We start from the raw sequence: 25443 nt of genomic DNA, 5'->3' as shown, positions 1-25443 counted from the left end.
TGGATGCTCTTCCTGCACGAGGATATCCATGATCCGCTTCGCTTTCCACTTCGTCGCGGCCGCAGTGCTGCTCGCCGCCGGCGCAGCCAGCGCCGCCCAGCCGGCCACCGTCCGCGTCGACTACGCCCACAGCGGCAATGCGCTGCAAGACAGCTACGCGCTCGAGCGCATCGTGATCGAGCCGCTGCCCTGGCCCGGCAGCACCGCGCGCAATCTCGACGAGACCAACCGCGGCCAGAACCGGTTGGAGGTGGTCGATGCGAAAACCGGCGACCTGCTGTACTCGCGCGGCTTCTCGACCATCTTCGGCGAATGGCGCACGACCGAAGAAGCCGGCAAGACCAGCCGCGCTTTCCAGGAGTCGGTGCGTTTTCCGAAACCCGACCGCCCGGTGCGCGTGCGTATCCTCAAGCGCGACGAACTGAATCAGTTCTCGCTTGCCTGGAGCGTCGAGATCGACACCGACTCCCAGGAGGTCGTCAGGAAGCAGCCGGCGGCGCCCGCCAAGCCGATCGCGATCCATACCGGCGGGCCCTCGGTCGACAAGGTCGACCTCCTGATCATGGGCGATGGCTACACGGCCGCCGACATGAAGAAATTCGAGCTCGATGCCCGCCGCCTGACCAGGCACCTGTTCTCGGTTTCGCCCTTCCGCGAGCGCGCGAGCAGCTTCAACGTCTGGGCGCTGGCGGTGCCGACCAGCGAATCGGGCATCAGCCGCCCCTCTACCGGCGTGCACCGCGCGTCTCTACTCGGCACGCGCTACGACATCTTCGGCAGCGAGCGCTACGTGCTCACGCTGGACAACCGCGCGCTGCGCGAGATCGCCCAGCACGCGCCCTATGAATTCATCGAGATCCTGGTGAACAACGAGACCTATGGGGGCGGGGGCATCTTCGGCCAGTTCAGCACCGCGGCCGCCGGCAACGCCTGGGCGAACTACCTGTTCGTGCACGAATTCGGCCACCATTTCGCCGGCCTGGCCGACGAGTACTACACTTCGCCGGTCGCCTACGCGGCGGCCAGCACGCGCATCGAGCCGTGGGAGCCGAACGTCACCGCGCTGCGCGATCCGGCCGCCATCAAGTGGAAGCGCCACGTGAAGGCCGGCACGCCGCTGCCGACAGGCTGGCCCAAGGCGGAGTATGAGGAAGCTTCGCGCGCCTACCAGAAAAAGCGCGCCGCCCTGCGCGCGGCCAACCGCCCCGAGTCCGAGATGAACGCGCTGTTCCACGAAGACCTGCGCGCCACGCAGGCCCTGTTCGCGGGCAAGCCGCATCGCCATGCGGTCGGCGCCTTCGAGGGCGCGAACTACGAAGCGACGGGATACTACCGCCCGGCGATGCAATGCCTGATGTTCGACCGCAGCGAAAGCTTCTGCCCGGTGTGCCAGGACGGGATCGTCGACATCATCGACCTGTATGCGGGGCCGGCCCGGCAGTAAGGTTTGCTTACAACTTGGACAAGCTTAAGTGGGCTGGGCAACAGACTCGGGTCCGGCGGGTGCGTATTCTGAGCTCATCAGCACAGAAAAACGATTCCGCAGACGAACTGATCTGCTTACAGAACCACTGAAAGGATCCACCATGAACAAACTGATCGCCACCCTCATCGCCGGCCTGTTCGCTACCGCAGCCACCGCCCAGGTCACCACCACCACGACCACGACGACCCCTGCCACCAAGGCCGTGGTCAAGGCCGAAGCCGGCGCCGAGAAGGACATCGCCAAGGCGGAGTCGAAGGAAATGAAGGTCGCCACCAAGGCCGACGAAAAAGTGAACAAGGCCGCCGCCAAGGCCAACGAGAAGAAGTCGAAGGCCCACGCCGACGCAGTCGAGAAGCAGGCCGACGTCGCTGAAAAGATCGCCGAAGCCGATCCTGAAGACCGCGCCAAGGCCATGGCCAAGGGCCAGGAGAAGATGGCCGACGCCAACCTGAAGGCCAGCAAGAAGATGATCAAGGCCGACGAAAAGCTGCTCAAGACCCAGGTCGAAGCAGCCGCCGACAAGGCAACTGCTGCAGCCAAGACCGAAAAGGTGCGCGCTGAAGCGACTGCCGACGTGCACAAGGCAGCCGCCAAGCACTAAGCACGCGCTGCTGTAAATAAAAAACGCCGGCTTGCGAGCCGGCGTTTTCATTTATACGGCTTTTGCCGCTTCGCTTTCCGTCATCCGCATCGCCAGGTCCTGTGCCTTGAGCTTGGCCGACAGCGGCTTGCCCTTGCGGGCGCGCTTGCCGAAGTGCGGCTCCAGACCGGATGCGAACAGCTCCACCGTGCGCGGCTTCGAACCGGCCCAGGTGCCGATCACGTTCAGGCCCTTCTGGTTGATCGGCTGCGCCGCCAGCAGGCTCTCTTTCGGGTCGAGCTCCATCAGGATCACGCCGCGGCCGCCATTGGTCAGCACCTTCATTTCGTCGATGCCGAACACCAGCACGCGGCCCTTTTCGGACAGGCAGGCGATCGCGCCCGTCGTATCCGGCACGACCCGCGGCGGCAGCGGCACGGCGCCATCGTCGAGCGTGATGAAGGACTTGCCGCCCTTCAGGCGGCTGACCATGTCGCCGGCCTTGGCGATGAAGCCGAAGCCGTTGGACGTGGCCAGCAGCAGGCGCGTGTCCGGGGTGCCTGCAAAATAGTGCAGGATGCGCACGCCGCCCGACAAATCGACCAGGGTCGTGATCGGCACGCCGTCGCCACGCGCGCCCGGCAGCGCCGCGACCGGCACCGAATAGGCCTTGCCGTTGCTGCCGATGCCCAGCAGCGAGTCGACCGTGCGGCATTCAAACGCCTTGTAGAGCGAATCGCCGGCCTTGAAGGTGAATTGCGCCGGGTCGTGGCCGATGCCGGTGCGCGCACGCACCCAGCCTTTTTCCGACACGATCACGGTCACCGGCTCGTCGACGATCTTCTGCTCGGCCACTGCGCGTTCGGCTTCCTCGATCACGGTGCGGCGCTCGTCGCCATATTGCTTCGCATCGGCCTCGATCTCGCGGATGATCAGGCGCTTCATGGTCGACGGGTTCTCGAGGATGTCTTCCAGCTTTTCCTGTTCCGAACGCAGCTCGGCCAGCTCCTGCTGGATCTTGATCGCTTCCAGGCGCGCCAGCTGGCGCAGGCGGATCTCGAGGATGTCCTCGGCCTGGCGGTCGGACAGACGGAACTCCTCCATCAGCGCGGCCTTCGGCTCATCCGAATTGCGGATGATCGCGATCACCTTGTCGATGTTGAGCAGGACGATCTCGCGGCCTTCCAGGATGTGGATGCGGTCCTTGACCTTGCCCAGCTTGAATTCGGTCCGGCGGCGCACCGTGACGAAGCGGAAGTCGATCCATTCCTGCAGGATGTCGGTCAGGCCCTTCTGGCGCGGACGGCCGTCGCCGCCGATCATCACCAGGTTCATCGGGCTCGAGGTCTCCAGCGAGGTATGCGCGAGCAGCATCAGCATGAACTCGTTCTGGTCCTGGTTCTTCGACTTCGGCTCGAACACCAGGCGCACCGCGGCTTCGCGGCCCGATTCGTCGCGCACGGTGTCGAGCGCGCCGAGGATGTTCTGCTTGAGCGCCAGCTGCTCGGGCAGCAGCGTCTTCTTGCCCATCTTGATCTTGGGGTTGGTCAGCTCCTCGATCTCTTCGAGCACGCGCTGGCTCGAGGTGCCCGGCGGCAGTTCGGTGACGACCGCCTGCCACTGGCCGCGCGCCAGTTCTTCGATCTTCCAGCGCGCGCGCACCTTCATCGAGCCGCGGCCGGTGGCGTACATGTCGGCCACGTTCGAGGCCGGGGTGATGATCTGGCCGCCGCCCGGGAAGTCCGGGCCGGGGATCAGGGTCATCAGCTCGGCGTGGGTCATCTTCGGATTGCGGATCAGGGCCACGGCAGCGGAGGCCACTTCACGCAGGTTGTGCGACGGGATCTCGGTGGCCATGCCGACCGCGATGCCCGAGGCGCCGTTGAGCAGCACCATCGGCAGGCGTGCCGGCAGCTGGCGCGGCTCGGTGAAGGAACCGTCGTAGTTCGGCTGGAAGTCGACCGTGCCCATGTCGAGTTCGTCGAGCAGCAGGCGCGACACCGGTGTCAGGCGCGCTTCGGTATAACGCATCGCCGCGGCGCCGTCGCCGTCGCGCGAGCCGAAATTGCCCTGGCCGTCGATGAGCGGGTAGCGCAGCGAGAAGTCCTGCGCCATGCGCACCAGCGCGTCGTACACCGACTGGTCGCCGTGCGGGTGGAGCTTGCCCAGCACGTCGCCGACCACGGTGGCGGATTTACGCGGCTTGGCGGTATGGCCCAGGCCCAGCTCGTGCATCGAGTACATGATGCGGCGCTGGACCGGCTTCTGGCCGTCCGAGACGTCCGGCAGCGCGCGGCCCTTGACCACCGAGACGGCGTAGTCGAGGTAGGCGCGCTCGGCGAAGGTGGAGAGGGTAAGCGTTTCGACGTCGTCGGCCGGCTCGTGTTGTTGTTCGAAGAGGTTTGCTTGCGTCGTCATGATTGCGTGTTCGTTTTCGGCGAGGGCTGGTGGCTGCGCTAATTAACTTAGGCGTGCATCACGCCAGCGTCTTAAATATCCGCCTCAGTTTCATTCCCATGTTCCTCCAGCCACGCCCTGCGCGCCGCGGCTTCGCCTTTGCCCATCAGCATATTGAAGCGCGAAGCCGATTCGGCCAGGTTGTACTGGCCGAAAGCGACCGGCAGCAGGCGGCGGGTGTCGGGGTTCATGGTGGTTTCCCACAGCTGTTCGGCGTTCATCTCGCCCAGGCCCTTGAAGCGCGAAATGCTCCAGGCGCCTTCCTTCATGCCTTCTTTTTTCAGCTTGTCCTCGATGGCCAGCAGTTCGCCGTCGTCGAGCGCGTACACCTTCTGCAGCGGCTTCTTGCCGCGCGCCGGAACGTCCACGCGATAGAGCGGCGGGCGCGCGACGCAGATGTGGCCACTGCGGAACAGGGCGGGGAAGTGCTTGAAGAACAGGGTCAGCAGCAGTACCTGGATGTGCGAGCCGTCCACGTCCGCATCGGACAGGATGCAGATCTTCCCGTAGCGCAGGCCGGTCAGGTCCGGGCTGTCGTCGGCGCTGTGCGGGTCGACGCCGATCGCCACCGCGATGTCGTGGATCTCGTTGTTGGCGAACAGGCGGTCGCGGTCGGTCTCCCAGGAGTTGAGCACCTTGCCGCGCAGCGGCAAGATCGCCTGGAATTCCTTGTCGCGGCCCATCTTGGCCGAACCTCCCGCCGAGTCGCCCTCGACCAGGAACAGTTCGTTGCGGGTGATGTCGGTCGATTCGCAGTCCGTCAGCTTGCCCGGCAACACCGCCACGCCGGAGGATTTCTTCTTCTCGACCTTCTGCAGCGACCGCAGGCGCGACTGGGCCTGCTTGATGACCAGTTCGGCCAGCTTCTTGCCATATTCGACGTGCTGGTTCAGCCACAATTCGAGCGGAGGACGGGTGAAGAAGGACACCAGCTTGACCGCGTCGCGCGAGTTCAGGCGTTCCTTGGTCTGGCCCTGGAACTGCGGATCCAGCACCTTGGCCGACAGCACAAAGGAGACGCGTGCGAACACGTCTTCCGGCAGCAGCTTGACGCCCTTGGGCAGCAGCGAATGCATCTCGACGAAGCTCTTGACGGCGCCGAACAGGCCGTCGCGCAGGCCGGATTCGTGGGTGCCGCCGCTGACGGTCGGGATCAGGTTGACATAGGATTCGCGCACCACCGAGCCTTCTTCGGTCCAGGCCACGACCCAGGCCGCGCCTTCGCCCTGGGCAAAGGACTCGTCGCCGGCCGGGGCGTACTGGGCGCCCTCGAACAGCGGGATGACGGTCTGGCCGCTGGAGCCCTGGGCCAGCGCCTCGGTCAGGTAGCCGCGCAGGCCTTCGTCGTAGCGCCAGGTCTGGACGTCGCCGGTCTTCTGGTTGGTGAGCGTGACGGTCACGCCCGGCAGCAGCACGGCTTTCGAGCGCAGCAGGCGCTGCATCTCGGCCAGCGGGATGTTCGGCGAATCGAAATATTTCGGGTCGGGCCAGGCGGTGACGCGGGTGCCGTTCTTCTTGCCGCCGCGCTCAGCCGGGCGCGAGGTCAGCGGCTCGACCACGTCGCCGGCGGAGAAGGCCAGCTCGTGCACGCCGTTGCCGTTGTCTTCTTTGCGCCAGACCGTGATCTCGAGACGCGTCGACAGCGCATTGGTGACGGACACGCCGACACCGTGCAGGCCGCCCGAGAACGCGTAGGCGCCGCCCGAGCCCTTGTCGAACTTGCCGCCCGCGTGCAGGCGGGTGAACACGATCTCGACGGTCGGCACGTTTTCTTCGGGATGCAGTCCAACCGGGATGCCGCGGCCGTCGTCCTCGACCGTGACCGAGCCGTCCGTGTTGAGCGTCACGGCGATGTTGTTGCAGTGTCCGCCCAGCGCCTCGTCGGAGGCGTTGTCGATCACTTCCTGGATGATGTGCAGCGGGTTTTCGGTCCGGGTATACATGCCTGGACGCTGCTTGACGGGCTCGAGTCCCTTGAGGACGCGGATGGATGATTCGCTGTAGTCGGATGCGGGTTTCTTGGAAGCCATGCTTATTTTCGTAAATTAATGCTTGCGCATTCTATCGTGTCGGGCGGGAAAAAATTGATCTTTTCAAGTCGCCAAATGTGCTTGTTAGTTCACACCCTTGTGCTAGATTAAGACGATCGACCCGGAAGTGCCCTAGGAAAGACTGGAAAAGCGATGCACGCACCCAGATATCCGTTCACCGTCCGACTCGTTGGGTTTGCGCCTGCCGAATGCGCCCAGCTGGAGAACCTGCTGGCGCAAGCCCCACGCACGGGGCCATCCTATTTCTGCCTGCACGATGACAGCCTGCAGGAGCCCGACCTGTACATCGCGGCCGGCGACAGCCCGGAGGCATTGGCACGGCTGCGCTGCCTGCCTCCCGGCGCCCTGCAGCCGACGCTCGTGGTCGGCGGTCCCGGCGCCAGCCGCCACCGCACTTTGGCGCGCCCGGTCGACGCCGTCCATCTCTACGACGCCCTGGCTGATTTGCTCGACGCGCGCGTACAGGCGATGGCGGCCTTGCGGGCACGGGGCGAACGCTGCCTGCCGGAGCGGCGGCGAAGGCCGAGGCTGGGGCCGGATACCGAGACCCCAGCATATTACGCCAGCCTGCGCCACGGACCCCAGGATGGCGCCGTACTCATCATCGACAAGGGCGGCGCTTTCCGCGACCATGTGGCCCAGGTCGTCGACACCCAGGGGCGGCCCGTCGAATGGACCGACAGCGGCCGCGCCGCCGTACGCCTGTGCGATGAGACGCCAGTGTCGCTGGTGATGATCAATACCGCCGCGCCCGGCATCGAGCCCTACGATCTGTGCAGCAAGATCAAGGCGCAGGGCGGGGCCAGCCGCACCGCGGTGCTGTTCCTCGTTGGGCCATCTTTCCCGTACGACAGCAAGCGCGCCCACGATGCCGGCGTGCGCGGCCTGCTCGACAAACCGGTGGCCGACCGCCACATCGTGGCGACCTTCCAGAAGCTGCTGTCGCTGCCCGCCTGAAAAACTACTGTAATTGCATACAGTATTAACCGAAAACCGAAATCGTGCAAGTTGCCGTTGCGTACTGGCAGCAGCATGCATTCGGGCGCCTACGGCGGGCTTCGTTGTCAAGTATTACGATTTTTGTAACAAGTTCAAATCGTGCGCAGCCATGGCGACGTTATATTGACGCTTATGGCGGAAGATGAACTGACACCCCTCGAAGACACCCCCGGCCCTGCCGTCGACAAGCGGCCGGAAAGCCCGATCCGCGTACCGGACCGGCGTGCCACCCGAGGCCCGGCCGAGCCCGGCGCCGCCCGCTACCAGCGCGACGGCGACACGCCCTTTGCGCTGGCCGGACGGGTGCTGAGTTCGCGCTGGCGCAGCTTGCGCGAGCGTTTCAGCCGCGACTTCATGCACCGCACGCTGCATATCGGGGTCTCGGCGCGCATTTTCCACCCTGAAGCGGGCGCCAAGGGCTTGCTGAGCAAGAACCTCCAGTACCTCGAAGAGTCGATCGCCCAGTGGGTGATGGCACGCGACGTGCTGGTATTCATGATCCCGACGGTGAATACCAACGGGCTGCTCCATCCCAGCAATATCACCTTGCGCCATTACGCCCGCCATCTCGACGGACTGGTGCTGCAGGGCGGGGCCGACGTCGCGCCGCAAACCTATTCCGAATCGCCGACCCGGCCAGAATGGAGCGGCGACCGCGCGCGCGACGTCTACGAGCTCGAGCTGCTGCACGAATTCGTCGACGCCGGCAAGCCGGTGCTGGGCGTGTGCCGCGGCTGCCAACTGATCAATGTCGCCTTCGGCGGCACCCTCTACCAGGACGTCGCCACCAATGTGCCCGAGGCGCTGGCCCACGTGCACGATTTGTACGACGCCCACCGCCATGCGGTGCGCTTCCCGCCGGGTTCCTCGCTGGGCCGCATGTTCAGCGGCGTGCACCGGCCGATCGTCAATTCGATCCACCACCAGGCCGTCAAGGAACTCGGGCGCGACATTCGGGTGGAAGCCTATTCCGACCCGGACGGCATCGTCGAGGCGATCCGCTACCAGCGCGCCAATTTCGTGATGGGCCTGCAGTGGCATCCCGAATTCCACCGCGCCGGCGGGACCGAGCTGCTCGACTGCACGCCGGTGCTGGACGAATTCCTGCGGGCGGCGCGCGAGACCCGGCTGTAAGGAACCGAAAACGCTTGCCTTCAGCAGCGACACGGTCAATAATGAATGAGAATCATTCTCATTCATTAGATCGAGCAAACTGGAAGGAGACGCGTGCATGAACAGTCCTTTTGCAGACCCGGCAGTCGCCGTGCAGGCAACACGCAGCCAGGATGTGCTGCTGGTGGCCTCGCTGCTGCACCTGATGTCGCACTACACCGCGCGCGGCGAGGGCGAGCAGCCCTGCGTGAAGCTGGCCTCGGTGATCGAGCGCCACCTGAGCGCCTTGTCGCGCCTGCCGGATGCCGATCCCGTCTTGCGCGCCACCTGCGAGCAGCTGGCGGAGCGCTGGGCGGGCCTGGTGGACGAACGCTTGCCACGGCCGGCCCGTCAGCCCTTGCTGGCGCGCTTCATGAAAGGTGCGTGGAGCGGCAAGCCGGCAGCCGCCTGAATCACCCCAGCCAGCCGCGCAGCGCCGCTTCGCCGGCCGGGCTGAACGCCAGCACCCGCGATTCCGGCACGCGCCTGGCCCATCCCAGCGCCTCGAAGCGGCCGAGCAGGGCGGCACCGAGCACGCCGGCCAGGTGATGGCGGCGCTCGCTCCAGTCGAGGCAGCTGCGGCAGTAGGGGCGGCGGCCGGCGCCTGCGCTACCATCGATCCCCAGTTCCGCCACCAGGGCCGCGCCCTGCGGCGTGAGCGCGATGCCATCGAGCTCCAGGGTCAATGCGCCGTGCTGCACCAGCCTGTCGTAGACCAGCACCCCGAGTTCGCCGGCCAGGTGGTCGTAGCAGACCCGCGCCTTGCGCAGGGCAGGGTCGCGCGGGCCGGTGCGGCGCTGCGGTTTGGCAGCATCGCTGGCGGCGCCCATCAGGGTCTCCAACATGCGGGCCACCTCGGAATCGGCGATGCGGAAGTAGCGGTGGCGGCCTTGCGGCTCGACCGCGAGCAGTCCCGCGTCGACCAGACGCGCCAGGTGCGTGCTGATGGTCTGGCGCGTGACGCCGGCCGCATCGGCCAGTTCGGTGGCGCTCAAGGCCTTGCCCCCCATGAGCGCCGTCAGCGCCTGGGCGCGCGCATGGTCGCCGATCAGCGCGGCGATGGTAGTGATGTTCGGTCCGTCGGTCATGCTTCGATCTTAGCCGAAGCATCCGCGGCCAGGAAGGCCTACAGTCACTGCTTCAACCACGAGGAGCACCCATGGCCATCACCTGTTTCATCCGTTACCGTATCGACCCCTTCCAGCGCGAAGGCTTTCGGCGCTATGCCGAGAACTGGGGCCGCATCATCCCGCGCTGCGGCGGCGAGCTGATCGGCTACTTCCTTCCACACGAGGGCACCAACGACGAGGCCTGGGGACTGGTGTCCTTCGACAGCTTGAGCGCCTACGAAGCCTACCGCACCCGCCTGAAGGCGGACGACGAGGCGCGTGCCAACTTCGCGCTGGCCCAGGAACAGCGTTTCATCCTGCGCGAGGAGCGCACCTTCACCGAAGCCGTCGAAGGCACCCTGCAGGCGCGAGGCCATCCATGATCGCCGTGATCTTTGAAGTCGAGCCGGAGCCGGCGCACCGCCAGGAATACCTCGACATCGCGGCAGGCCTGCGCACGCAGCTGGAAAGCATCGACGGCTTCGTGTCGGTGGAGCGCTTCGAATCGCTGACGCAGCCGGGCCGCATCCTGTCGCTGTCGTTCTGGCGCGACGAACAGGCCGTGGCGCAGTGGCGCAGCCTGGAATCGCACCGGATGGCGCAGGCGCGCGGGCGCAGCAGCGTGTTTCGCGGCTACCGGCTGCGGGTGGCCCAGGTCGTGCGCGACTACGGCCTGCACGAGCGGGACGAGGCGCCGGCCGACGCCCGCGCCGCCCACGGGTAATCAGCCGCGCTGCCAGCGCATGCGGCGGTCGCCGCGGAAGCGCTGGATGGCGGCCTGCACCATGCCCTCGACGCTGCCTTCCAGCGCGAACACCTGGCGCAGCTGCGCCGCATCGCTGCCGCCGCGCGCGGCCGCGGCCAGGTGCTGCAGGGCGTCGACGCTGCCCAGCGTTTCCGCATGCGGCATCATCTTCTCCAGCGTCGCCAGGATGTCCTCGCGCATCGGCAGCGACTCGTAGGTCTTGGGGTGGGTGAGCGAACCCTCCATGCCGAAGCGGCAGGCCTGGAAGCGGTTGTAGTTATAGACCAGGTAGTCGTCTTCGCTGGGCGCTTCTTCCGGGCGCGTGAGCAGGTAGCGGCACAGCGCCTGCAGGTAGGCGGCGATGGCCGCGGCGCGCTCCACCGTCAGCGGCGTATCGCACACGCGCAGCTCGATGGTGCCGAATTCGGGCTTCGGCCGCAGGTCCCAGTAGAAGTCCTTCATGCTCTTGATGATGTTGGTGCGCTCCATCTTGGCGAAGTAAACATCCGTGAACTCCTGCCAGGTCTGGACAAACGGTGCGCGTCCGCTCATCGGGAAGGCGAACACGGAATTCAGGCGCGCCGAATCGAAGCCGGAATCGACGCCTTGCACGAAGGGCGACGAGGCGGATAGCGCGATGAAATGCGGCAGGTAGCGGTTCAGCGCATGCAGCAGGTAGAGCGCATCGTCGCCGTTGGCGCAGCCGATGTGCACGTGCTGGCCGAACACCGTGAACTGCTTGGCCAGGTACCCGTACAGCTGCGACAGGTATTCGTAACGCGGCTTGCTCGAGATCTTCTGCTGCGACCAGTGCTGGAAGGGATGGGTGCCGCCGCCCGCGATGCCGATATTGAGCACGTCGCTGGCCGCGACCAGCGTGTCGCGGATCTCGCGCAATTCGGCCAGCAGCGGCGCGTAGCCCGTGTGCACGCTCGAGTTAATCTCGATCATGCTCTCGGTGATCTCGGGCGTGACATTGCCCGGGAAAGGCTTGCGCTTCAAGAGGTGCATCAGGTCGGGGCTGGCCGCCGTCAGGTCGAAGTCCGACAGGCTGACCAGCTGCAGTTCCAGCTCGACCCCGAAGGTAAGCGGCTGGGAGGAGGTAAAGGCTTCAAGCGGCATCGGGGTGCTCCGGGCGTTCTGCGGACGACTCGCGGGCCCAGACCAGGGCGCGCTGGATGATCAAGGGGCCGAACACTTCCAGCAGCATGGTCACGGCCGCCATCGCGCGTAATTCCTCGACCACGTGCACGCCGGCGTGGCGCGCATGCTCGATCAGCAGAATCACGAACACCGACAGCGGCGCCAGGCCCACGCCGGTAAGCGCCCCCTTGCGCCACGAGATGCCGGACAAATGTGCAAAGGCCGTCACCCCGGCGGTTTTCGCGAGCAGGCGTGCGAACACCACCACCACGGCCAGCAGGCTGCCGGCGGCGATCTGGCGCCAGTCGAGCGTGGAGGCGGCGAACACGAACAGCAGCACCGTCAGCACCTCGCCCAGCGCCCCGAAATTGCGCTGCGCCGCGCTGAAGGCGACGCGCCGGTGGCGCGCGCTCAAGCCAAAGGCCAGCGCTGCGATATACGGCGAGAGCGCGCCGGCATCGCAGATCGACACCAGGAGCAGCACGGCGATGGCATAGGCGACAGTCGCATCCTGGCGCGGGTTGTGGATCGCGCGCAGCAGGGCCGGCACCGCCAACCCGAACACGGCGCCCAGCAAGATCGAGCCGGCCAGCATCACGCCGCTCTGCCACAGGGCTTCGCCCACGGCGTCGAAGGTGCGGAAGATCCAGAAGCCGATGATCGCATTGAAGGCGAATACCGCCAGCACGCAGTTCAGCGCCGTCAGGTGCAGCACGCGCTCGGTCACCTGGCCCGAGCTGCGCTGCTCGTTGATGACGCGCACGACCGTGGCGGGCGAGGTGCCCATCGACAGGGCCGCCATCATCAAGGCGATCAGCTGCGGGCTGCCGAAAGCGATCGCCACCAGGTAGACCACGGCAAAGGTGAGCAGGGATTCGGCCAGGCCGGTCACACCCAGCCAGGGATTGGTGCGCAGCCAGCGCAGGTTGATGCGATAGCCCAGTTCGAACAGGATCAGGCCGAAGGCGATGTCGGCCAGCAGCGCGACCGGGCCGCTGCCGGGCGGCGGCAAAACACCGATTTGCGGGCTGGCCAGCGCGAAGCCGGCCAGGCCATAGAAGCTGATGCGGGGCAGGCCGGTCCAGCGCTGGCCGAATTCGCCGGCCAGCCAGGCGATGGCCATGGCGATGGGCCAGGCGAGGCTGGTCAGGATGGGCAGCAGGTCGGGCATGGGTCCTCTCTCGGGTGTTTATTGACAATAATACAAGAGAGGCCGGCGCGCACGATTGACGTGGATACCCGCTGAAGAAGCCCTATTTGCTCAACAAGCGCATCGCCCGCTCCAGCCCTTCGAGGGTGATCGGGAACATCCGGTTGTTCATGATTTGCCGGATGACCGAAATCGACTGCCGGTAGGGCCACAGGTTTTCCGGCTCGGGGTTGAGCCAGGCGAACTTGGGGAAGGCATTGGTGAAGCGCGCCAGCCAGGCCGCGCCGGCTTCCTCGTTGTTGTACTCGACCGAGCCGCCCGGCGCCAGCACTTCGTAGGGGCTCATGGTGGCGTCGCCCACGAAAATGATGCGGGTGTCGTTCGGGTACTTGCGCAGCACGTCCCAGGTCGGGAAGCGCTCGCTGTGGCGGCGGCTGTTGTTCTTCCACAGGTAGTCGTAGACGCAGTTGTGGAAGTAGTAGAACTCCATGTTCTTGAATTCGCTCTTGGCCGCCGAGAACAGCTCCTCGGCGCGTTCGATGTGGTCGTCCATCGAGCCCCCGACGTCCAGCAGCATCACCACCTTGATGCGGTTCTTGCGCTCGGGCTGCATGCGGATGTCGAGCCAGCCGGCGTTGCTGGCCGTCGCCCGGATGGTGGCGTCCAGCGCCAGTTCGTCGGCGGCCCCGGTACGGGCGAAGCGGCGCAGGCGGCGCAGCGCCACCTTCAGGTTGCGCGTGCCCAGTTCGCGCTCGTCGTCGTAGTCGCGGTAGCTGCGCTGCTCCCACACCTTCACCGCCGTACGGTTGCGGCTTTGTCCTTTGACGCGTATCCCTTCCGGGTTGGTGCCGCCATTGCCGAAAGGCGAGGTGCCGCCGGTGCCGATCCATTTGCTGCCGCCTTCGTGGCGGCCGTGCTGTTCCTTCAGCAGTTCTTCCAGGCGTTTCTGCAGCTTGTCGTAGCCGAGCTTTTCCAGCGCCGCTTTCTGCTCCGGGGTGAGCTCGCGCTCGAAGCGCTTGAGCAGCCAGTCGAGCGGAATCTCGGCCTTCTCGTCGAACACCGCCGCCACGCCCTTGAAAAAGGCGCCGAAGGCGCGGTCGAACTTGTCGAAATGCGCTTCGTCCTTCACCAGCGTCAGGCGCGCCAGGTAATAGAACTCGTCCAGCGAAGGGGCGATGACGCCGCGCTGCAGGGCCTCTAACAGGGTGAGGAATTCCTTGATCGTGACCGGGACCTTGGCGTCGCGCAGCGTATAGAAGAAATCGATCAGCATGCGCTTAGCCCCGTGCGTGCTGCCCCAGGCGCTCGTGCAGGGCGCTCTTGATCGCCGGCCATTCGCTGCGCAGGATGCTGTACATGACGGTGTCGCGCGCCGTGCCGTCGCGCCGCAGGGCGTGGTGGCGGATCACGCCATCTTTCTGCGCGCCCAGGCGTTCGATGGCGTCTTGCGACGCAAAGTTTTCGCAGTCGGTGCGCAGGCCGACCACCGCGCAGCCCAGCGTATCGAAGGCGTGCGAGAGCAGCAGCAGCTTGCAGCTGGTGTTCACGTGGGTGCGCTGGACGCGTTTGGCATACCAGGTGTAGCCGATTTCGACGCGGTCCGCCGCCGGGACGATGTCGTGGAAGCTGGTGGTGCCCAGCACGGTCCCGCCGCTTTTCCCTTCGCGCGCATCGATCACGGCAAAGGCCACGCGGTCCGGCGTCTCGAGCGCGGTGGCGATGTAGCGGGCCGCGTTGTGCGGCTCCGGCACGCTGGTCACGCGCAGGTTCCACAGCTCGCCGTCGCCGGCGGCGGCGCGCAGGCCTTCCTCGTGGTGTGGCGCCAGCGGCTCCAGGCGCAGGCCATTGAATTCGAGCGTGACGGGCGCGACCCGGATCATCGGTTGGTCCTCGACATCTGGATCAGGCGCTCGAACAGGTGCACGTCCTGCTCGTTCTTGAGCAGCGCGCCGTGCAGGGGCGGCACGATCGCCTTGCGGTCCTGGCTGCGCAGGGCCTCGGCCGGGATATCCTCGGCCAGCAGGAGCTTGAGCCAGTCCAGGAATTCCGAGGTCGAGGGCTTTTTCTTGATGCCGGCGACTTCGCGCAGCTCGTAGAAGCTCTGCAACGCGGCGGCCAGCAAGTCCTGCTTGAGCGCCGGGAAGTGGACCTTGACGATGTCGGTCATGGTCTCGCGGTCCGGGAATTTGATGTAATGGAAGAAGCAGCGGCGCAGGAAGGCGTCCGGCAATTCCTTCTCGTTGTTCGAGGTGATGATCACCATCGGACGGTGTTTGGCTACCACCATCTCGCGCGTCTCGTAGACGTAGAACTCCATGCGGTCCAGCTCGCGCAGCAGGTCGTTCGGGAATTCGATGTCGGCCTTGTCGATCTCGTCGATGAGCAGCACCACCGGTTCGGGCGCGGTAAATGCCTGCCACAGCACGCCCTTGACGATGTAGTTGTGGATGTCGCGCACGCGCTCGTCGCCCAGCTGGGAGTCGCGCAGGCGCGACACCGCATCGTATTCGTACAGGCCCTGCTGGGCCTTGGTGGTCGATTTCACGTGCCACTGCATCAGCGGCATATTCAGCGCCGCCGCCACTTCCTCGGCCAGCATGGTCTTGCCGGTGCCGGGCTCGCCCTTGATCAGCAGCGGGCGGCCGAGCGTCAGCGCGGCGTTGACCGCCAGTTTCAGGTCATCGGTGGCGACATAGTTGTCGCTGCCTTCGAAGCGTTGGGAAGCGTGCATGTGCGGTCGAAAGTAAGTGTGAAATGAGGCCGAGTATATGCCAGAATGGCGCCCACCGAGGACGTCCCGCCCGTGCGTGCGTTTGTAGACTGTGGACAACTCTTCGGATAGAATCGACAGGTTGGTGAGTCATTTGCTAACTTTTTGTGCGTTTGCGGTATTCGAATTACAACTAACGAGCCACACCCATGAAAACATCTTTAGCTCTACTGGTACTGGCTGCGTTTGCCGGCACCGCAACCGCCGCCGAAGTCGTCGGCAACCCGAAGGCAGCGGCAAGCAAGGTCGAAATGTGCATCGGCTGCCACGGCATCCCGGGCTACAAGGCATCCTTCCCCGAGGTCTATCGGGTACCGATGATCGGCGGGCAGTCCGCCAAGTACATCGAATCGGCGCTGCTCGCCTATAAAAAAGGCGACCGCAAGCACCCGTCGATGCGCGGCATTGCCGCCAGCCTGAGCGACCAGGACATCGCCGACGTGGCTGCGTACTACGCGCAGCAGACCCCAGCCAACGCCAAGCGCTAAGGACAGCCATGAAGAAACTCGTTTCCGCGCTGGTGTTCGGCGCATTCTGCCTCAACGCTTCTGCCGCCGACGTCTCCAAGGGCGAAGCGCTGGTCAAGAAGTACAACTGCGCTTCCTGCCACGGCGCCGACTACAACAAGCCGATCGACCCGAGCTATCCGAAGCTGGCCGGCCAGCACGCCGAATACCTGACCCACGCGCTGCACGCCTACAAGCGCGGCGCGGGCCCGAACGGCCGCACCAACCCGATCATGTCGGCCCAGGTGCAGCCGCTGTCGAACCAGGACATGGCCGACATCGGCGCCTACCTGGCCAAGCTGCCGTCGCAGCTGGTCGTGAGCAAATAAGCTTCAGTCAGCAAGCAGGCCAATAAAAAATCCCCCCGACCGGGCAGCCGGCGGGGGGATTTTGTTTGGCCGGCGGTGTTAACGCGCGGCGCGCCGGCGCACGCACTCGATATACGCCTCGGTGTCTGGCGGCACCCCATTGCGCTGCGAGGTCCAGATCATCTCGCCCAGGCATTCCATGATCTCGTGGTGGGCGTCGTGCTCGCCGCGCTTGGCCACCAGCAGGTCGTGCGCGGCCTTGATCCCGCGCGGCTGGTCGGTCGATACCTGCTCGACGATCGACAGGTGCATCGACAGGTGCAGGAAGGGGTTGGCCTGGCCGCCCTCGACCGAGTAGTCGCGCGCGATCGCCGCCTCGGCGTCGTCCAGCTGCTCGTGGTATTCGGGATGCTGGACGATCCAGTCGGCGGCGATGGCGTCCATCGGCGTGAGGATCTCGCCATTGCGCTGCTTGCGCAGGGCTTCGCAGAAAAAGCGGCGCACGTCGTGCGAAGACGGTGTGAACATGTCGGGGGGAAGGCAAAAAGGGAGGAAGCCGGCATTGTAGCGCGATGCGGTTTGACCCGTGCGGCAGGGCGGCAGGATGGCTCGCATGCTGCGCCGGCGCGGCGCGCAGGAATGCCTGCACCGCAGAATCGGCGCAAAGCAATGGAAACCGGCGGGCGCCGGCCTCCATGGGTCTTACTTGTTCGGCACCAGCACCAGCGGTTCCGCAACCCCCGGAGCGACGACCGTCGGCGCCGCCGTCGCCAGCGTTGCCTGCTGGGCAGGCTTGCCACCGGCCTGCGCCCGGCCATGCGGCTGGCGCAGGTAGCGTGCGCTGTGGCGCCGTTCACCGTGCGGGCCGCCGCTCTTGGCCGGCCAGGTGATGAAACGCGACAATTCCTGCAGCGCCCTCTGGTAGACATCGCGCTTGAATTCGATGACCACGTCCAGCGGCACCCAATAGTCGTGCCAGCGCCAGGCGTCAAACTCGGGATGGTCGGTCAGGCGAAGATTGACGTCGTTATCGCGCGCCACCATCCGCAACAGGAACCAGATCTGCTTCTGGCCACGGTAGTGGCCGCGGATCTCGCGCTTGATGAAGTGATCTGGCACCTCATAGCGCAGCCAGTCGCGGGTGCGGCCCACGATCTTGACGTGCTCCTGGCGCAAGCCGATTTCTTCCTCGAGCTCGCGGTACATCGCCTGTTCCGGCGTTTCGCCGTATTTGATTCCTCCTTGCGGAAATTGCCACGAGTGCTCACGCACCCGCTTGCCCCACCACACCTCGTTATTGGCGTTCAGCAGGATGATGCCGACGTTGGGGCGAAACCCTTCACGATCGAGCATAAGTGCACCTCGAAACTTTCTGCCAGCCGTACGATCCTTATATTTTTACCCACAAATTGCCCTGCCCGCCCCGCCGGCAAGCTGCCGGCGAGGCGGGGAGGGCGTGTTCCGGACCCATTTGTAGAAAGATTGGACGCATCAGCCAGCTAATCCTTTAAAATTAGGTCGATTATAACTCTCTCTTTTTAAAAAGAATTCATCGATATGCGTGCCTCACGATTTTTTATTTCAACTCTGAAAGAAGCACCTTCCGACGCCGAAATCGTCAGCCACCAGCTGATGATGCGCGCCGGGATGATCAAGCGGCTTGGCTCGGGCATCTACACCTATATGCCGACGGGCCTGCGCGTCATCCGCAAGGTCGAGGGCATCATCCGTGAAGAAATGAACCGTGCAGGCGCAATCGAACTCCTGATGCCGCTCGTGCAGCCGGCCGAACTGTGGCAGGAAACCGGCCGCTGGGACAAGATGGGCCCTGAATTGATGCGCGTCAAAGACCGCCATGGCCGCGAATTCGCCATCCAGCCGACCTCGGAAGAAGTGATTACCGACGTCGTGCGCAGCGAATTGAAGTCCTACCGCCAGCTGCCGGTGAACTTCTATCACATCCAGACCAAGTTCCGCGACGAGCGCCGCCCGCGCTTCGGCCTGATGCGCGGCCGCGAGTTCACGATGAAGGATGCCTATTCCTTCGACCGCGACGTGGCCGGCATGCAGCAGTCCTACCAGGCCATGTTCGACGCCTACACGAAGATCTTCAACCGCTTCGGCCTGAAGTTCCGTGCGGTGGCGGCCGACAACGGCGCCATCGGCGGCACCGGCTCGCATGAATTCCACGTCATCGCCAGCACCGGCGAAGACGCGCTGGTCTACTGCCCGGACTCGGATTTCGCCGCCAACATGGAAGCGGCCGAAGCCCTGGCGATCGGCCAGCGCGCCGCGCCGGCGCAGTCGCTGGCCAAGACCTCGACCCCCGGCAAGACCAAATGCGAAGCCGTGGCCGAACTGCTCAACCTGCCGCTCCAGCAGCACGTCAAGAGCATCGCCCTGACCGTCGAGCACGAAGGCAAGAAGCAGTACTTCCTGCTGCTGCTGCGCGCCGACCATGAGCTCAACGAAATCAAGGTCTCGAAAGTGGCGGGCCTGAAGGACTACCGCTTCTCCACCGAAGCGGAGATCCAGGAAGTCTACGGCACCGTGCCGGGCTACCTCGGCCCGATCGGTACCAAGCTGCCTGTCACCGTGGTGGCCGACCGTACCGTCGCCAACATGAGCGACTTCATCTGCGGCGCCAACGAAGCGGACTTCCACTACACCGGCGCCAACTGGGGCCGCGACGTCACCGAGCCTTTGGTTGCCGACCTGCGCAACGTGGTCGAGGGCGACGCTTCGCCGGACGGCAAGGGCGTGCTGGCGATCGAGCGCGGCATCGAAGTGGGCCACGTGTTCCAGCTCGGCACCGCCTATTCGGAAGCCATGAACGCCACCTTCCTGGATGAAAACGGCAAGCCGGCCCCGCTGCAGATGGGCTGCTACGGCATTGGCGTGACCCGCATCCTGGGCGCCGCGATCGAGCAGAACTTCGACGCCAAGGGCATCGTCTGGCCGGACGCCATCGCGCCCTTCGAGCTGGTGCTGTGCCCGATGGGCATGGACCGCAGCGAGATGGTCAAGGAACAGGTCGAGCAGCTGTATGCCGACCTGCAGGCGGCTGGCGTGGACGTCATCGTCGACGACCGCGGCCTGCGTCCGGGCGCGATGTTCGCCGACTGGGAACTGATCGGCGTGCCGCACCGCGTCGTGATCGGCGAGCGCGGCCTGAAGGAAGGCAACCTGGAATACCAGGGCCGCCGCGACGACGCCGCCACCAGCGTGCCGGTCGACGGCATGGTCGCCTTCATCAAGGGCAAGCTCGGCAAGTGAGCGTGTCGACGCTGGTTTCCTGGGTAGCAGGGGTGCTGCTGGCCGCCGGGCTTGTGCTCGGCGCGCCGGCGCACGCCGGAAACCAGAAGGAAGAAGCCATGGCCGATTCGGTGCGCCTGGCCATGGCCAACGCCATCCGCGACAGCCGGCCGCCCAAGCCGGTGCTGCGCGACGAGGCGGCGCGGGCGCGCTACCAGGCCTGGTTCGACGAGATGTCGCGGCGCCTGGCCAAGCGCCTGCCCGATGCGCAGTCGCGCACCGAATTCCTCGAAGTGGCCTGGTACGAAGCGACCCGCGCCGGCCTCGATCCGGGGCTGGTGCTGGGACTGATCCAGGTGGAGTCGGCCTACCGCAAGTACGCGATCTCGATCGCCGGCGCGCGCGGCTACATGCAGGTGATGCCCTTCTGGACCAAGGTGATCGGCGACTCCGACCGCCGCAAGCTGTTCCACATGCAGACCAATCTGCGCTATGGCTGCTCGATCCTGCGCATGTATATCGACATGGAGAAGGGCAACCTCTACCTGGCCCTGGGCCGCTACAACGGCAGCCGCGGCCGGCCGCAGTATCCGAACGCGGTGCTGTCGGCCTGGAAGAAGTGGGAATTCAAGCCGGCGGTGTGATCGCGGACCAACAATCCCGCAACATATCAATCCGCCATCCCGGCATGGCAAAGGTGTAAACTTCACGCTTTCCCGACGTTGAGGTTTTCATGCGATTGACCACCTTTGCCGGCGCCGCCTGCCTGGCCGTGCTGGCCGGCTGCGCGTCCGCCCCGCCCGCATCCCTAGCCACGCAAGCCCCCACCACCGAGCGCGCGAAGAACGTGATCTTCTTCCTCGGCGACGGCCTGGGCGTGAACACGCTCACCGCCGCGCGCATCTTCCACGTGGGCGAGGAGGGCGAGCTCGCCATCGACCGCCTGCCGGAATCGGCCTTCGTGAAGACCTTCTCGAACAATGCGATGGTGACCGACAGCGCCGCCGGCATGGCGGCCTACATGACGGGCGTGAAGCAGGACAACGGCGTGATCTCGATGTCGGCCGGCACCCGCTCGATCGCACCCGGCAAGGACGTCAACGGCAACGCACTGGTGAGCCGCTGCGAGAACGGTTCGCCTGCGGTGACGCTGCTGGAACTGGCGCGGCGCCGCGGCATGGCGCTGGGCGTGGTCACCAATACCAGCGTCACCGATGCGACTCCCGCATCCGCCTATGGTCACGCCTGCCACCGCAAGCTGGAAACCGATTTCGCGGCGGCCCTGGTGCCCGGCGGCGCCGGCTACAACGGCGCGCTGGGCCCGCGCGGCCTGGACGTGATGTTCGGCGGCGGGACGCAGTTCTTCACGCCGTCCGCGCGCGGCGGCAAGCGCGCCGATGGCCGCGACCTGCTGGCCGAGATGCGCGCGCAGGGCGTGCGCGTGGTGGCCGATGGCGCAGGCTTCCATGCGCTGGCGCCAGCCGCCGGGCAGCCGGCCATCGGCCTGTTCGCCGATAACCACATGGACTACGACGCCGTGCGCAATCCCGCCAGGCAGCCGAGCCTGAGCGAGATGACGCGCAAGGCGATCGACCTGCTGGCGCCGCACGCCGGCAGCCAGGGTGCCGGCTTCTTTTTGGTGGTGGAGGGCGGCCTGATCGACCATGCGCTGCACGCCACGCTCGGCAAGCGCGCCTTGCAGGAAACGGTGTCGTTCAACGACGCCATGCAGGCGGCCCTGGACAGGATGGAAGCGCTCGACCCGGGCCTGAAGAACACCCTGGTGGTATCGACCGCCGACCATGACCACACGCTGCTGCTGAACGGCTACACGGTCCGTACCGGCAAGACCACGCCCACCAACCCGGGCGTGCTGGGACTGGTGCGCAACCTCGACGGCAGCCCGAAGCTGGACAAGGAAGGCCGTCCGTTCACGATCATCGGCTTCGGCACCGGCGAGAACCGCACCAACGGTAACCGCAACACCATGCCCGCCTTGACCGACGAGATCGTGACGCGCGACGACTATCACCAGGAAGCCGTGGTGCGCACGCGCGCCGGCGCGGAAACGCATGGCGGCTCGGACGTCTACCTGGGCGCCGCCGGCGCCGGGTCCGAACTGTTCCGCGGGACCATCGACAATACCCGCGTCTTCAGCCTGATCAAGACCGCTGCCGGCCTGTGAGCCCCGAACTGGACACCATCATGAAACAACGACTCTCCCTGCTGCTGGCGGCAAGCCTGTGCAGCGCCGGCGCGATGGCCGCGCCGCAAGCGAAAAACATCATCTTCTTCCTCGGCGACGGCATGGGCCCGACCACGATCACCGCTGCGCGCATTTACAAGCATGGCGAGGCGGGCCTGCTCAACTTCGAAAGGCTCGAACGCACCGCGCGTATCAAGACCTATTCGAACGACTTCCAGACCACCGACAGCGCGCCCTCGATGGGCGCCTACATGACGGGGGTGAAGATCAACCAGGACGGCATCTCGATGAAGGATGCCAAGGCCATCGATCCGGGCAAGGACGCCAACGGCAACCGCACGGTCGACCTGTGCGGCGAGAACAACGGCAGCATCGTGCCGACCATCCTGGAGCTGGCCAAGGCGCGCGGCAAGGCGGTGGGCGCGGTGACCACCACCGAACTGACCCATGCGACGCCGGCATCGACCTTCTCGCACGTGTGCCACCGCGACGCGGCCTACAGCATCGCGCGTCAGGCGGTGCCCGGCGGCGCGGGCTACAACACGGCCCTGAAGGACGGCGTCGACGTCCTGATGGGCGGCGGCCGGCACCACTTCACGCCCTTTGACAAGGCCGGCAACCCGAAGGGCCGCGCCGACGGCCGCGACCTGATGGCGGAACTGGCGGCTCAAGGCTATTACGTGGCCGGCACCCGCGCCGGCATGATGTCGGCCCGGCCTGGCCGCAAGTTCGTCGGCATCTACAGCGCCGACGACCACCTGGACTATGCGCTGGAGCGCCGTCCCGAGCAGCCTACCTTGCGCGAGATGGCGCTCAAGGCCATCGAGCTGCTCTCGCCCGACCCGGACGGCTTCTTCCTGATGGTCGAAGGCGGCAAGATCGACCACGCCCTGCACGACACCAATGCCCACAACGCGCTGGCCGACACGGTGGCGTTCGATGAAGCGATCCAGGCCGCGATCGAGCGCATGCGCGGCATCGACCCTGGCCTGGAAAACACGCTGATCGTCGTCACCGCGGACCACGACCACACGATGGTATTGAATGGTTATCCGAAGCGCGGCAGCAAGGTGCTGGACATCGTCCACGACTACGCTACCGGCGAACCAAAGAAGGACGCCGACGGCAAGACCTTCACGGCCCTGGTGTTCGGCAACGGCAAGGTACGCCCGGACGTGAGGGCCGACGTGGACTGCGCCACCGCGCTGGCCCCCCGCTACCAGCAGGAGGCGGGCGTGCGCACGGTGTACGAATCGCACGGCGGCGGCGACGTCAAGCTGTACGCGGTCGGTGCGGGCTCGGCGCCGTTCAAGGGCACGATGGAGAACACCAAGGTGTTCCACCTGATGAAGGCGGCGGCGGGCTTGTGAGTCGAGGCGCGTCGATCGAGGTGGCGACTTGCATGACCGGAGCCGCGACGTCGAACAAACGTCAATCTCACTCACCCCGCCAAAAAACAAAAAGCCCCGGAATCCGGGGCTTTCTGCATTCAAGGCTTTGGACAGCCGCAGCGCTTACTTCAGGTGATCCGAAATGAGCTTGGTCATTTCAAACATCGAGACCTGCGCTTTGCCGCCGAAGACAGCTTTGAGCTTGTCGTCGGCATTGATCATGCGGCGGTTCGCTGGATCCTGCAGGTTTTCTTTCTTGATGTAGTCCCAGACCTTCTTGGTGACTTCAGTGCGTGGCAGCGGCGAGTTGCCCACGACCGCGGCCAGTTCGCCCGACGGCGTCATCGCTTTCATGAAAGCGGCGTTTGGCTTGCGTGCTGCTGCAGGCTTGGCTGCTGGTTTTGCGGCTGCTTTTGCTGGAGCTGCTTTTTTTGCTGCAGGCTTGGCCGCTGCAGCTGGCTTGGCCGCTGCTTTCTTGGCTGGTGCTGCGGTGGATTTCTTGGCTGTTGCCATCTTCGAGCCTCCTAAAACGATCACGGGGAAAGTTGCGTTATTGACGCACGGGCTTATATTGGTGGCCTTTTACTGTTCGTGCAAGTCTTTTTCAAAATTTTTTCATTCTTATAACCCGCGAAATGCGAGCTATCGCACACTGGATGCGCCGCAAATGAAAAATCAAGCGCTCCAGATGTGAAAAAACCGCGCAAGGCCAGTGCCCGCGCGGTTTCCTGCCGTTTCCGGCGGGCTTGCATGACGATCAGCGCATGCCAGGCATCATGCCTTTCATCCCGCGCATCATCTTCATCAGGCCGCCGCCTTTGAGCTTTTTCATCATCGACTGCATCTGGTCGTACTGGGTCAGCATGCGGTTGACTTCCTGCACCTGCACGCCGGCGCCGGCGGCGATGCGGCGCTTGCGGTTGGCCTTGATCAGTTCCGGCTTGGCGCGCTCCCCCGGCGTCATCGAGTCGATGATGCCGACCATGCGGCGCACCTGCTTCTCGGCCTGGTCCATGTTGGCGCCTGCCGCGGCTTGCTGGAACTGCGCCGGCAGTTTGTCGAGCAGGCCGGACATGCCGCCCATTTTCTTCATCTGCGTCAGCTGCGCCTTGAAGTCGTTCATGTCGAACTTGCCGCCGCCCTTGATCTTGTTCGCCAGTTCGGTGGCCGCTTCCGCGTCCACGCCCTTGCGCGCTTCTTCGACCAGCGCCAGGATGTCGCCCATGCCCAGCACGCGGTTGGCCATGCGCGTCGGATCGAAGGCTTCCAGGCCATCGAGCTTCTCGGACACGCCGGCGAACTTGATCGGCTTGCCGGTCACGTGGCGCACCGACAGCGCCGCGCCGCCGCGCGAGTCGCCATCGAGCTTGGTCAGCACGATGCCGGTCAGCGGCAGCGTGTCGTTGAAGGCCTTGGCCGTGTTGATCGCATCCTGGCCCAGCATGGCGTCGACCACGAACAGGGTCTCGACCGGGTTGACGGCGGCGTGCACCGCGGCGATCTCCTGCATCATCGCTTCGTCGATACCGAGGCGGCCGGCGGTGTCGATGATCAGGACGTCGTGGTAGTGCTTGCGGGCCCAGTCGAGCGCATTCCTGGCGATATCGACCGGCTTGTCCGAGGATGTGGTCGGGAAGAAGTCGGCGCCGACCTGCCTGGTGACGGATTCCAGCTGCGCGATTGCCGCGGGGCGGTAGACGTCGGCCGAAACGGTCAGGACCTTCTTTTTCTTCTGCTCTTTCAGGTACTTGGCAAGCTTGCCGACGGTGGTGGTCTTGCCCACGCCCTGCAGGCCGGCCATCAGGATGATCGCGGGCGGCTGCTGCGCGAACGAGAGCTGGGTCGCCTCGGGACCGAGGTCGGCGCCCATCAGGGCCGCCAGCTCGCGCTGCACCACGCCGACCAGGGCCTGGCCGGGCGAGAGCGAGCCGATGACTTCCTCGCCGAGCGCTTTTTCCTTCACTTTGGCGATGAATTCGCGCACCGCCGGCAGCGCCACGTCGGCCTCGAGCAGGGCCATGCGCACTTCGCGCAGCATCTCGGCGGTATTCGCCTCGGTAAGGCGCGCCTCGCCGCGCATGGTCTTGACGACCTTGGCAAGGCGCTGGGTAAGGTTATCTAGCATGTTCTACCTG

25 protein-coding genes are annotated in these 25443 nt (G+C 65.3%); 13 read left to right on the top strand and 12 right to left on the bottom strand.

Annotated elements, in window-relative coordinates; all coding sequences use genetic code 11:
• Nucleotides 1–28: 28 nt before the first annotated feature.
• Both AC3XQU_RS02385 and AC3XQU_RS02380 read left to right on the top strand, forming a co-directional pair.
• Nucleotides 29–1444, top strand: coding sequence for an IgA Peptidase M64 (locus AC3XQU_RS02385; protein ID WP_489872520.1), 1416 nt, complete (start codon nt 29–31; stop codon nt 1442–1444).
• A 142-nt stretch (nt 1445–1586) separates the two neighbouring features.
• On the top strand, nt 1587–2087 hold the full coding sequence (locus AC3XQU_RS02380) for a hypothetical protein (protein WP_489872519.1): 501 nt from the start codon (nt 1587–1589) through the stop codon (nt 2085–2087).
• Between the two features lie 51 nt (nt 2088–2138).
• Here AC3XQU_RS02380 and parC read toward each other — a convergent pair whose 3' ends face one another.
• Nucleotides 2139–4484, bottom strand: coding sequence for a DNA topoisomerase IV subunit A (gene parC, locus AC3XQU_RS02375; protein WP_489872518.1), 2346 nt, complete (start codon nt 4482–4484; stop codon nt 2139–2141).
• 71 nt (nt 4485–4555) lie between these two features.
• Nucleotides 4556–6553 carry a DNA topoisomerase IV subunit B gene (locus AC3XQU_RS02370; RefSeq protein ID WP_489872517.1) on the bottom strand — a complete coding sequence of 666 codons (1998 nt, stop codon included), beginning with the start codon at nt 6551–6553 and terminating at the stop codon, nt 4556–4558.
• 153 nt (nt 6554–6706) lie between these two features.
• Between AC3XQU_RS02370 and AC3XQU_RS02365 the strand changes: the two genes are divergently transcribed.
• The 3 genes from AC3XQU_RS02365 to AC3XQU_RS02355 all read left to right on the top strand — a co-directional run bounded on the left by AC3XQU_RS02365 (nt 6707) and on the right by AC3XQU_RS02355 (nt 9137).
• Complete coding sequence (locus AC3XQU_RS02365; protein ID WP_489872516.1) at nt 6707–7531, top strand: response regulator; 825 nt, start codon at nt 6707–6709, stop codon at nt 7529–7531.
• A gap of 174 nt (nt 7532–7705) precedes the next feature.
• The gene (locus AC3XQU_RS02360) at nt 7706–8707 is read left to right on the top strand and encodes a gamma-glutamyl-gamma-aminobutyrate hydrolase family protein (RefSeq protein ID WP_489872515.1); all 1002 of its coding nucleotides are present in this window, start codon (nt 7706–7708) and stop codon (nt 8705–8707) included.
• Between the two features lie 97 nt (nt 8708–8804).
• Nucleotides 8805–9137, top strand: a complete 333-nt coding sequence (locus tag AC3XQU_RS02355; protein WP_489872514.1) for a hypothetical protein — start codon at nt 8805–8807, stop codon at nt 9135–9137.
• 1 nt (nt 9138) lies between these two features.
• Here the strand turns inward: AC3XQU_RS02355 and AC3XQU_RS02350 are convergent, their stop codons facing one another.
• On the bottom strand, nt 9139–9813 hold the full coding sequence (locus AC3XQU_RS02350) for an ArsR/SmtB family transcription factor (protein WP_489872513.1): 675 nt from the start codon (nt 9811–9813) through the stop codon (nt 9139–9141).
• Nucleotides 9814–9884: 71 nt separating this feature from the next.
• On the opposite strand from AC3XQU_RS02350, the gene AC3XQU_RS02345 reads away from it, so the two are divergent.
• On the top strand, nt 9885–10217 hold the full coding sequence (locus tag AC3XQU_RS02345) for an NIPSNAP family protein (protein ID WP_489872512.1): 333 nt from the start codon (nt 9885–9887) through the stop codon (nt 10215–10217).
• On the top strand, nt 10214–10558 hold the full coding sequence (locus tag AC3XQU_RS02340; RefSeq protein ID WP_489872511.1) for an antibiotic biosynthesis monooxygenase family protein: 345 nt from the start codon (nt 10214–10216) through the stop codon (nt 10556–10558). The genes AC3XQU_RS02345 and AC3XQU_RS02340 overlap by 4 nt, the downstream gene beginning before the upstream one ends.
• Here AC3XQU_RS02340 and AC3XQU_RS02335 read toward each other — a convergent pair whose 3' ends face one another.
• The 5 genes from AC3XQU_RS02335 to AC3XQU_RS02315 form a co-directional block, all read right to left on the bottom strand.
• Entirely contained in the window at nt 10559–11701 is a 1143-nt protein-coding gene (locus tag AC3XQU_RS02335) for a YbdK family carboxylate-amine ligase (protein WP_489872510.1), read from the bottom strand. It lies immediately after the preceding gene.
• Entirely contained in the window at nt 11691–12893 is a 1203-nt protein-coding gene (locus tag AC3XQU_RS02330) for a cation:proton antiporter (protein WP_489872509.1), read from the bottom strand. Before AC3XQU_RS02330 ends, AC3XQU_RS02335 begins: the two co-directional genes overlap by 11 nt.
• 82 nt (nt 12894–12975) lie before the next feature.
• Nucleotides 12976–14145 carry a vWA domain-containing protein gene (locus tag AC3XQU_RS02325; RefSeq protein ID WP_489872508.1) on the bottom strand — a complete coding sequence of 390 codons (1170 nt, stop codon included), beginning with the start codon at nt 14143–14145 and terminating at the stop codon, nt 12976–12978.
• Nucleotides 14146–14149: 4 nt separating this feature from the next.
• A complete protein-coding gene (locus AC3XQU_RS02320; protein WP_489872507.1) occupies nt 14150–14752 on the bottom strand; it encodes a GNAT family N-acetyltransferase in 603 nt (200 codons plus the stop codon).
• A complete protein-coding gene (locus AC3XQU_RS02315; RefSeq protein ID WP_489872506.1) occupies nt 14749–15603 on the bottom strand; it encodes an AAA family ATPase in 855 nt (284 codons plus the stop codon). The genes AC3XQU_RS02320 and AC3XQU_RS02315 overlap by 4 nt, the downstream gene beginning before the upstream one ends.
• Nucleotides 15604–15791: 188 nt before the next feature.
• Here AC3XQU_RS02315 and AC3XQU_RS02310 point away from each other — a divergent pair, with 188 nt between their 5' ends.
• Both AC3XQU_RS02310 and AC3XQU_RS02305 read left to right on the top strand, forming a co-directional pair.
• Nucleotides 15792–16130, top strand: coding sequence for a c-type cytochrome (locus AC3XQU_RS02310; RefSeq protein ID WP_489872505.1), 339 nt, complete (start codon nt 15792–15794; stop codon nt 16128–16130).
• 8 nt (nt 16131–16138) lie between these two features.
• The gene (locus tag AC3XQU_RS02305) at nt 16139–16477 is read left to right on the top strand and encodes a c-type cytochrome (RefSeq protein ID WP_489872504.1); all 339 of its coding nucleotides are present in this window, start codon (nt 16139–16141) and stop codon (nt 16475–16477) included.
• Nucleotides 16478–16555: 78 nt separating this feature from the next.
• Here AC3XQU_RS02305 and AC3XQU_RS02300 read toward each other — a convergent pair whose 3' ends face one another.
• Together AC3XQU_RS02300 and AC3XQU_RS02295 are read right to left on the bottom strand one after the other, a co-directional pair.
• Nucleotides 16556–16984, bottom strand: a complete 429-nt coding sequence (locus tag AC3XQU_RS02300) for a DUF1841 family protein (RefSeq protein WP_489872503.1) — start codon at nt 16982–16984, stop codon at nt 16556–16558.
• 174 nt (nt 16985–17158) lie between these two features.
• The gene (locus AC3XQU_RS02295; RefSeq protein WP_489872502.1) at nt 17159–17809 is read right to left on the bottom strand and encodes an RNA pyrophosphohydrolase; all 651 of its coding nucleotides are present in this window, start codon (nt 17807–17809) and stop codon (nt 17159–17161) included.
• Between the two features lie 204 nt (nt 17810–18013).
• Here AC3XQU_RS02295 and AC3XQU_RS02290 point away from each other — a divergent pair, with 204 nt between their 5' ends.
• The 4 genes from AC3XQU_RS02290 to AC3XQU_RS02275 all read left to right on the top strand — a co-directional run bounded on the left by AC3XQU_RS02290 (nt 18014) and on the right by AC3XQU_RS02275 (nt 23287).
• Nucleotides 18014–19732 carry a proline--tRNA ligase gene (locus tag AC3XQU_RS02290; RefSeq protein WP_489872501.1) on the top strand — a complete coding sequence of 573 codons (1719 nt, stop codon included), beginning with the start codon at nt 18014–18016 and terminating at the stop codon, nt 19730–19732.
• An 11-nt stretch (nt 19733–19743) separates the two neighbouring features.
• The gene (locus AC3XQU_RS02285; RefSeq protein WP_489872732.1) at nt 19744–20355 is read left to right on the top strand and encodes a lytic transglycosylase domain-containing protein; all 612 of its coding nucleotides are present in this window, start codon (nt 19744–19746) and stop codon (nt 20353–20355) included.
• Between the two features lie 89 nt (nt 20356–20444).
• Nucleotides 20445–21896, top strand: a complete 1452-nt coding sequence (locus AC3XQU_RS02280) for an alkaline phosphatase (protein ID WP_489872500.1) — start codon at nt 20445–20447, stop codon at nt 21894–21896.
• A gap of 20 nt (nt 21897–21916) precedes the next feature.
• Nucleotides 21917–23287: an alkaline phosphatase gene (locus AC3XQU_RS02275; protein WP_489872499.1), complete on the top strand. Its 1371-nt coding sequence runs from the start codon at nt 21917–21919 to the stop codon at nt 23285–23287.
• Between the two features lie 144 nt (nt 23288–23431).
• On the opposite strand, the gene AC3XQU_RS02270 is transcribed toward AC3XQU_RS02275, so the two are convergent.
• Both AC3XQU_RS02270 and ffh read right to left on the bottom strand, forming a co-directional pair.
• Nucleotides 23432–23821, bottom strand: coding sequence for an SWIB/MDM2 domain-containing protein (locus AC3XQU_RS02270; protein WP_489872498.1), 390 nt, complete (start codon nt 23819–23821; stop codon nt 23432–23434).
• A gap of 244 nt (nt 23822–24065) precedes the next feature.
• Entirely contained in the window at nt 24066–25433 is a 1368-nt protein-coding gene (gene ffh, locus AC3XQU_RS02265) for a signal recognition particle protein (protein WP_489872497.1), read from the bottom strand.
• Nucleotides 25434–25443: the final 10 nt, after the last annotated feature.

The organism is Telluria sp. AZSoR62 (assembly GCF_058111565.1).
This window is presented reverse-complemented; position numbering and strand designations above follow the sequence as displayed.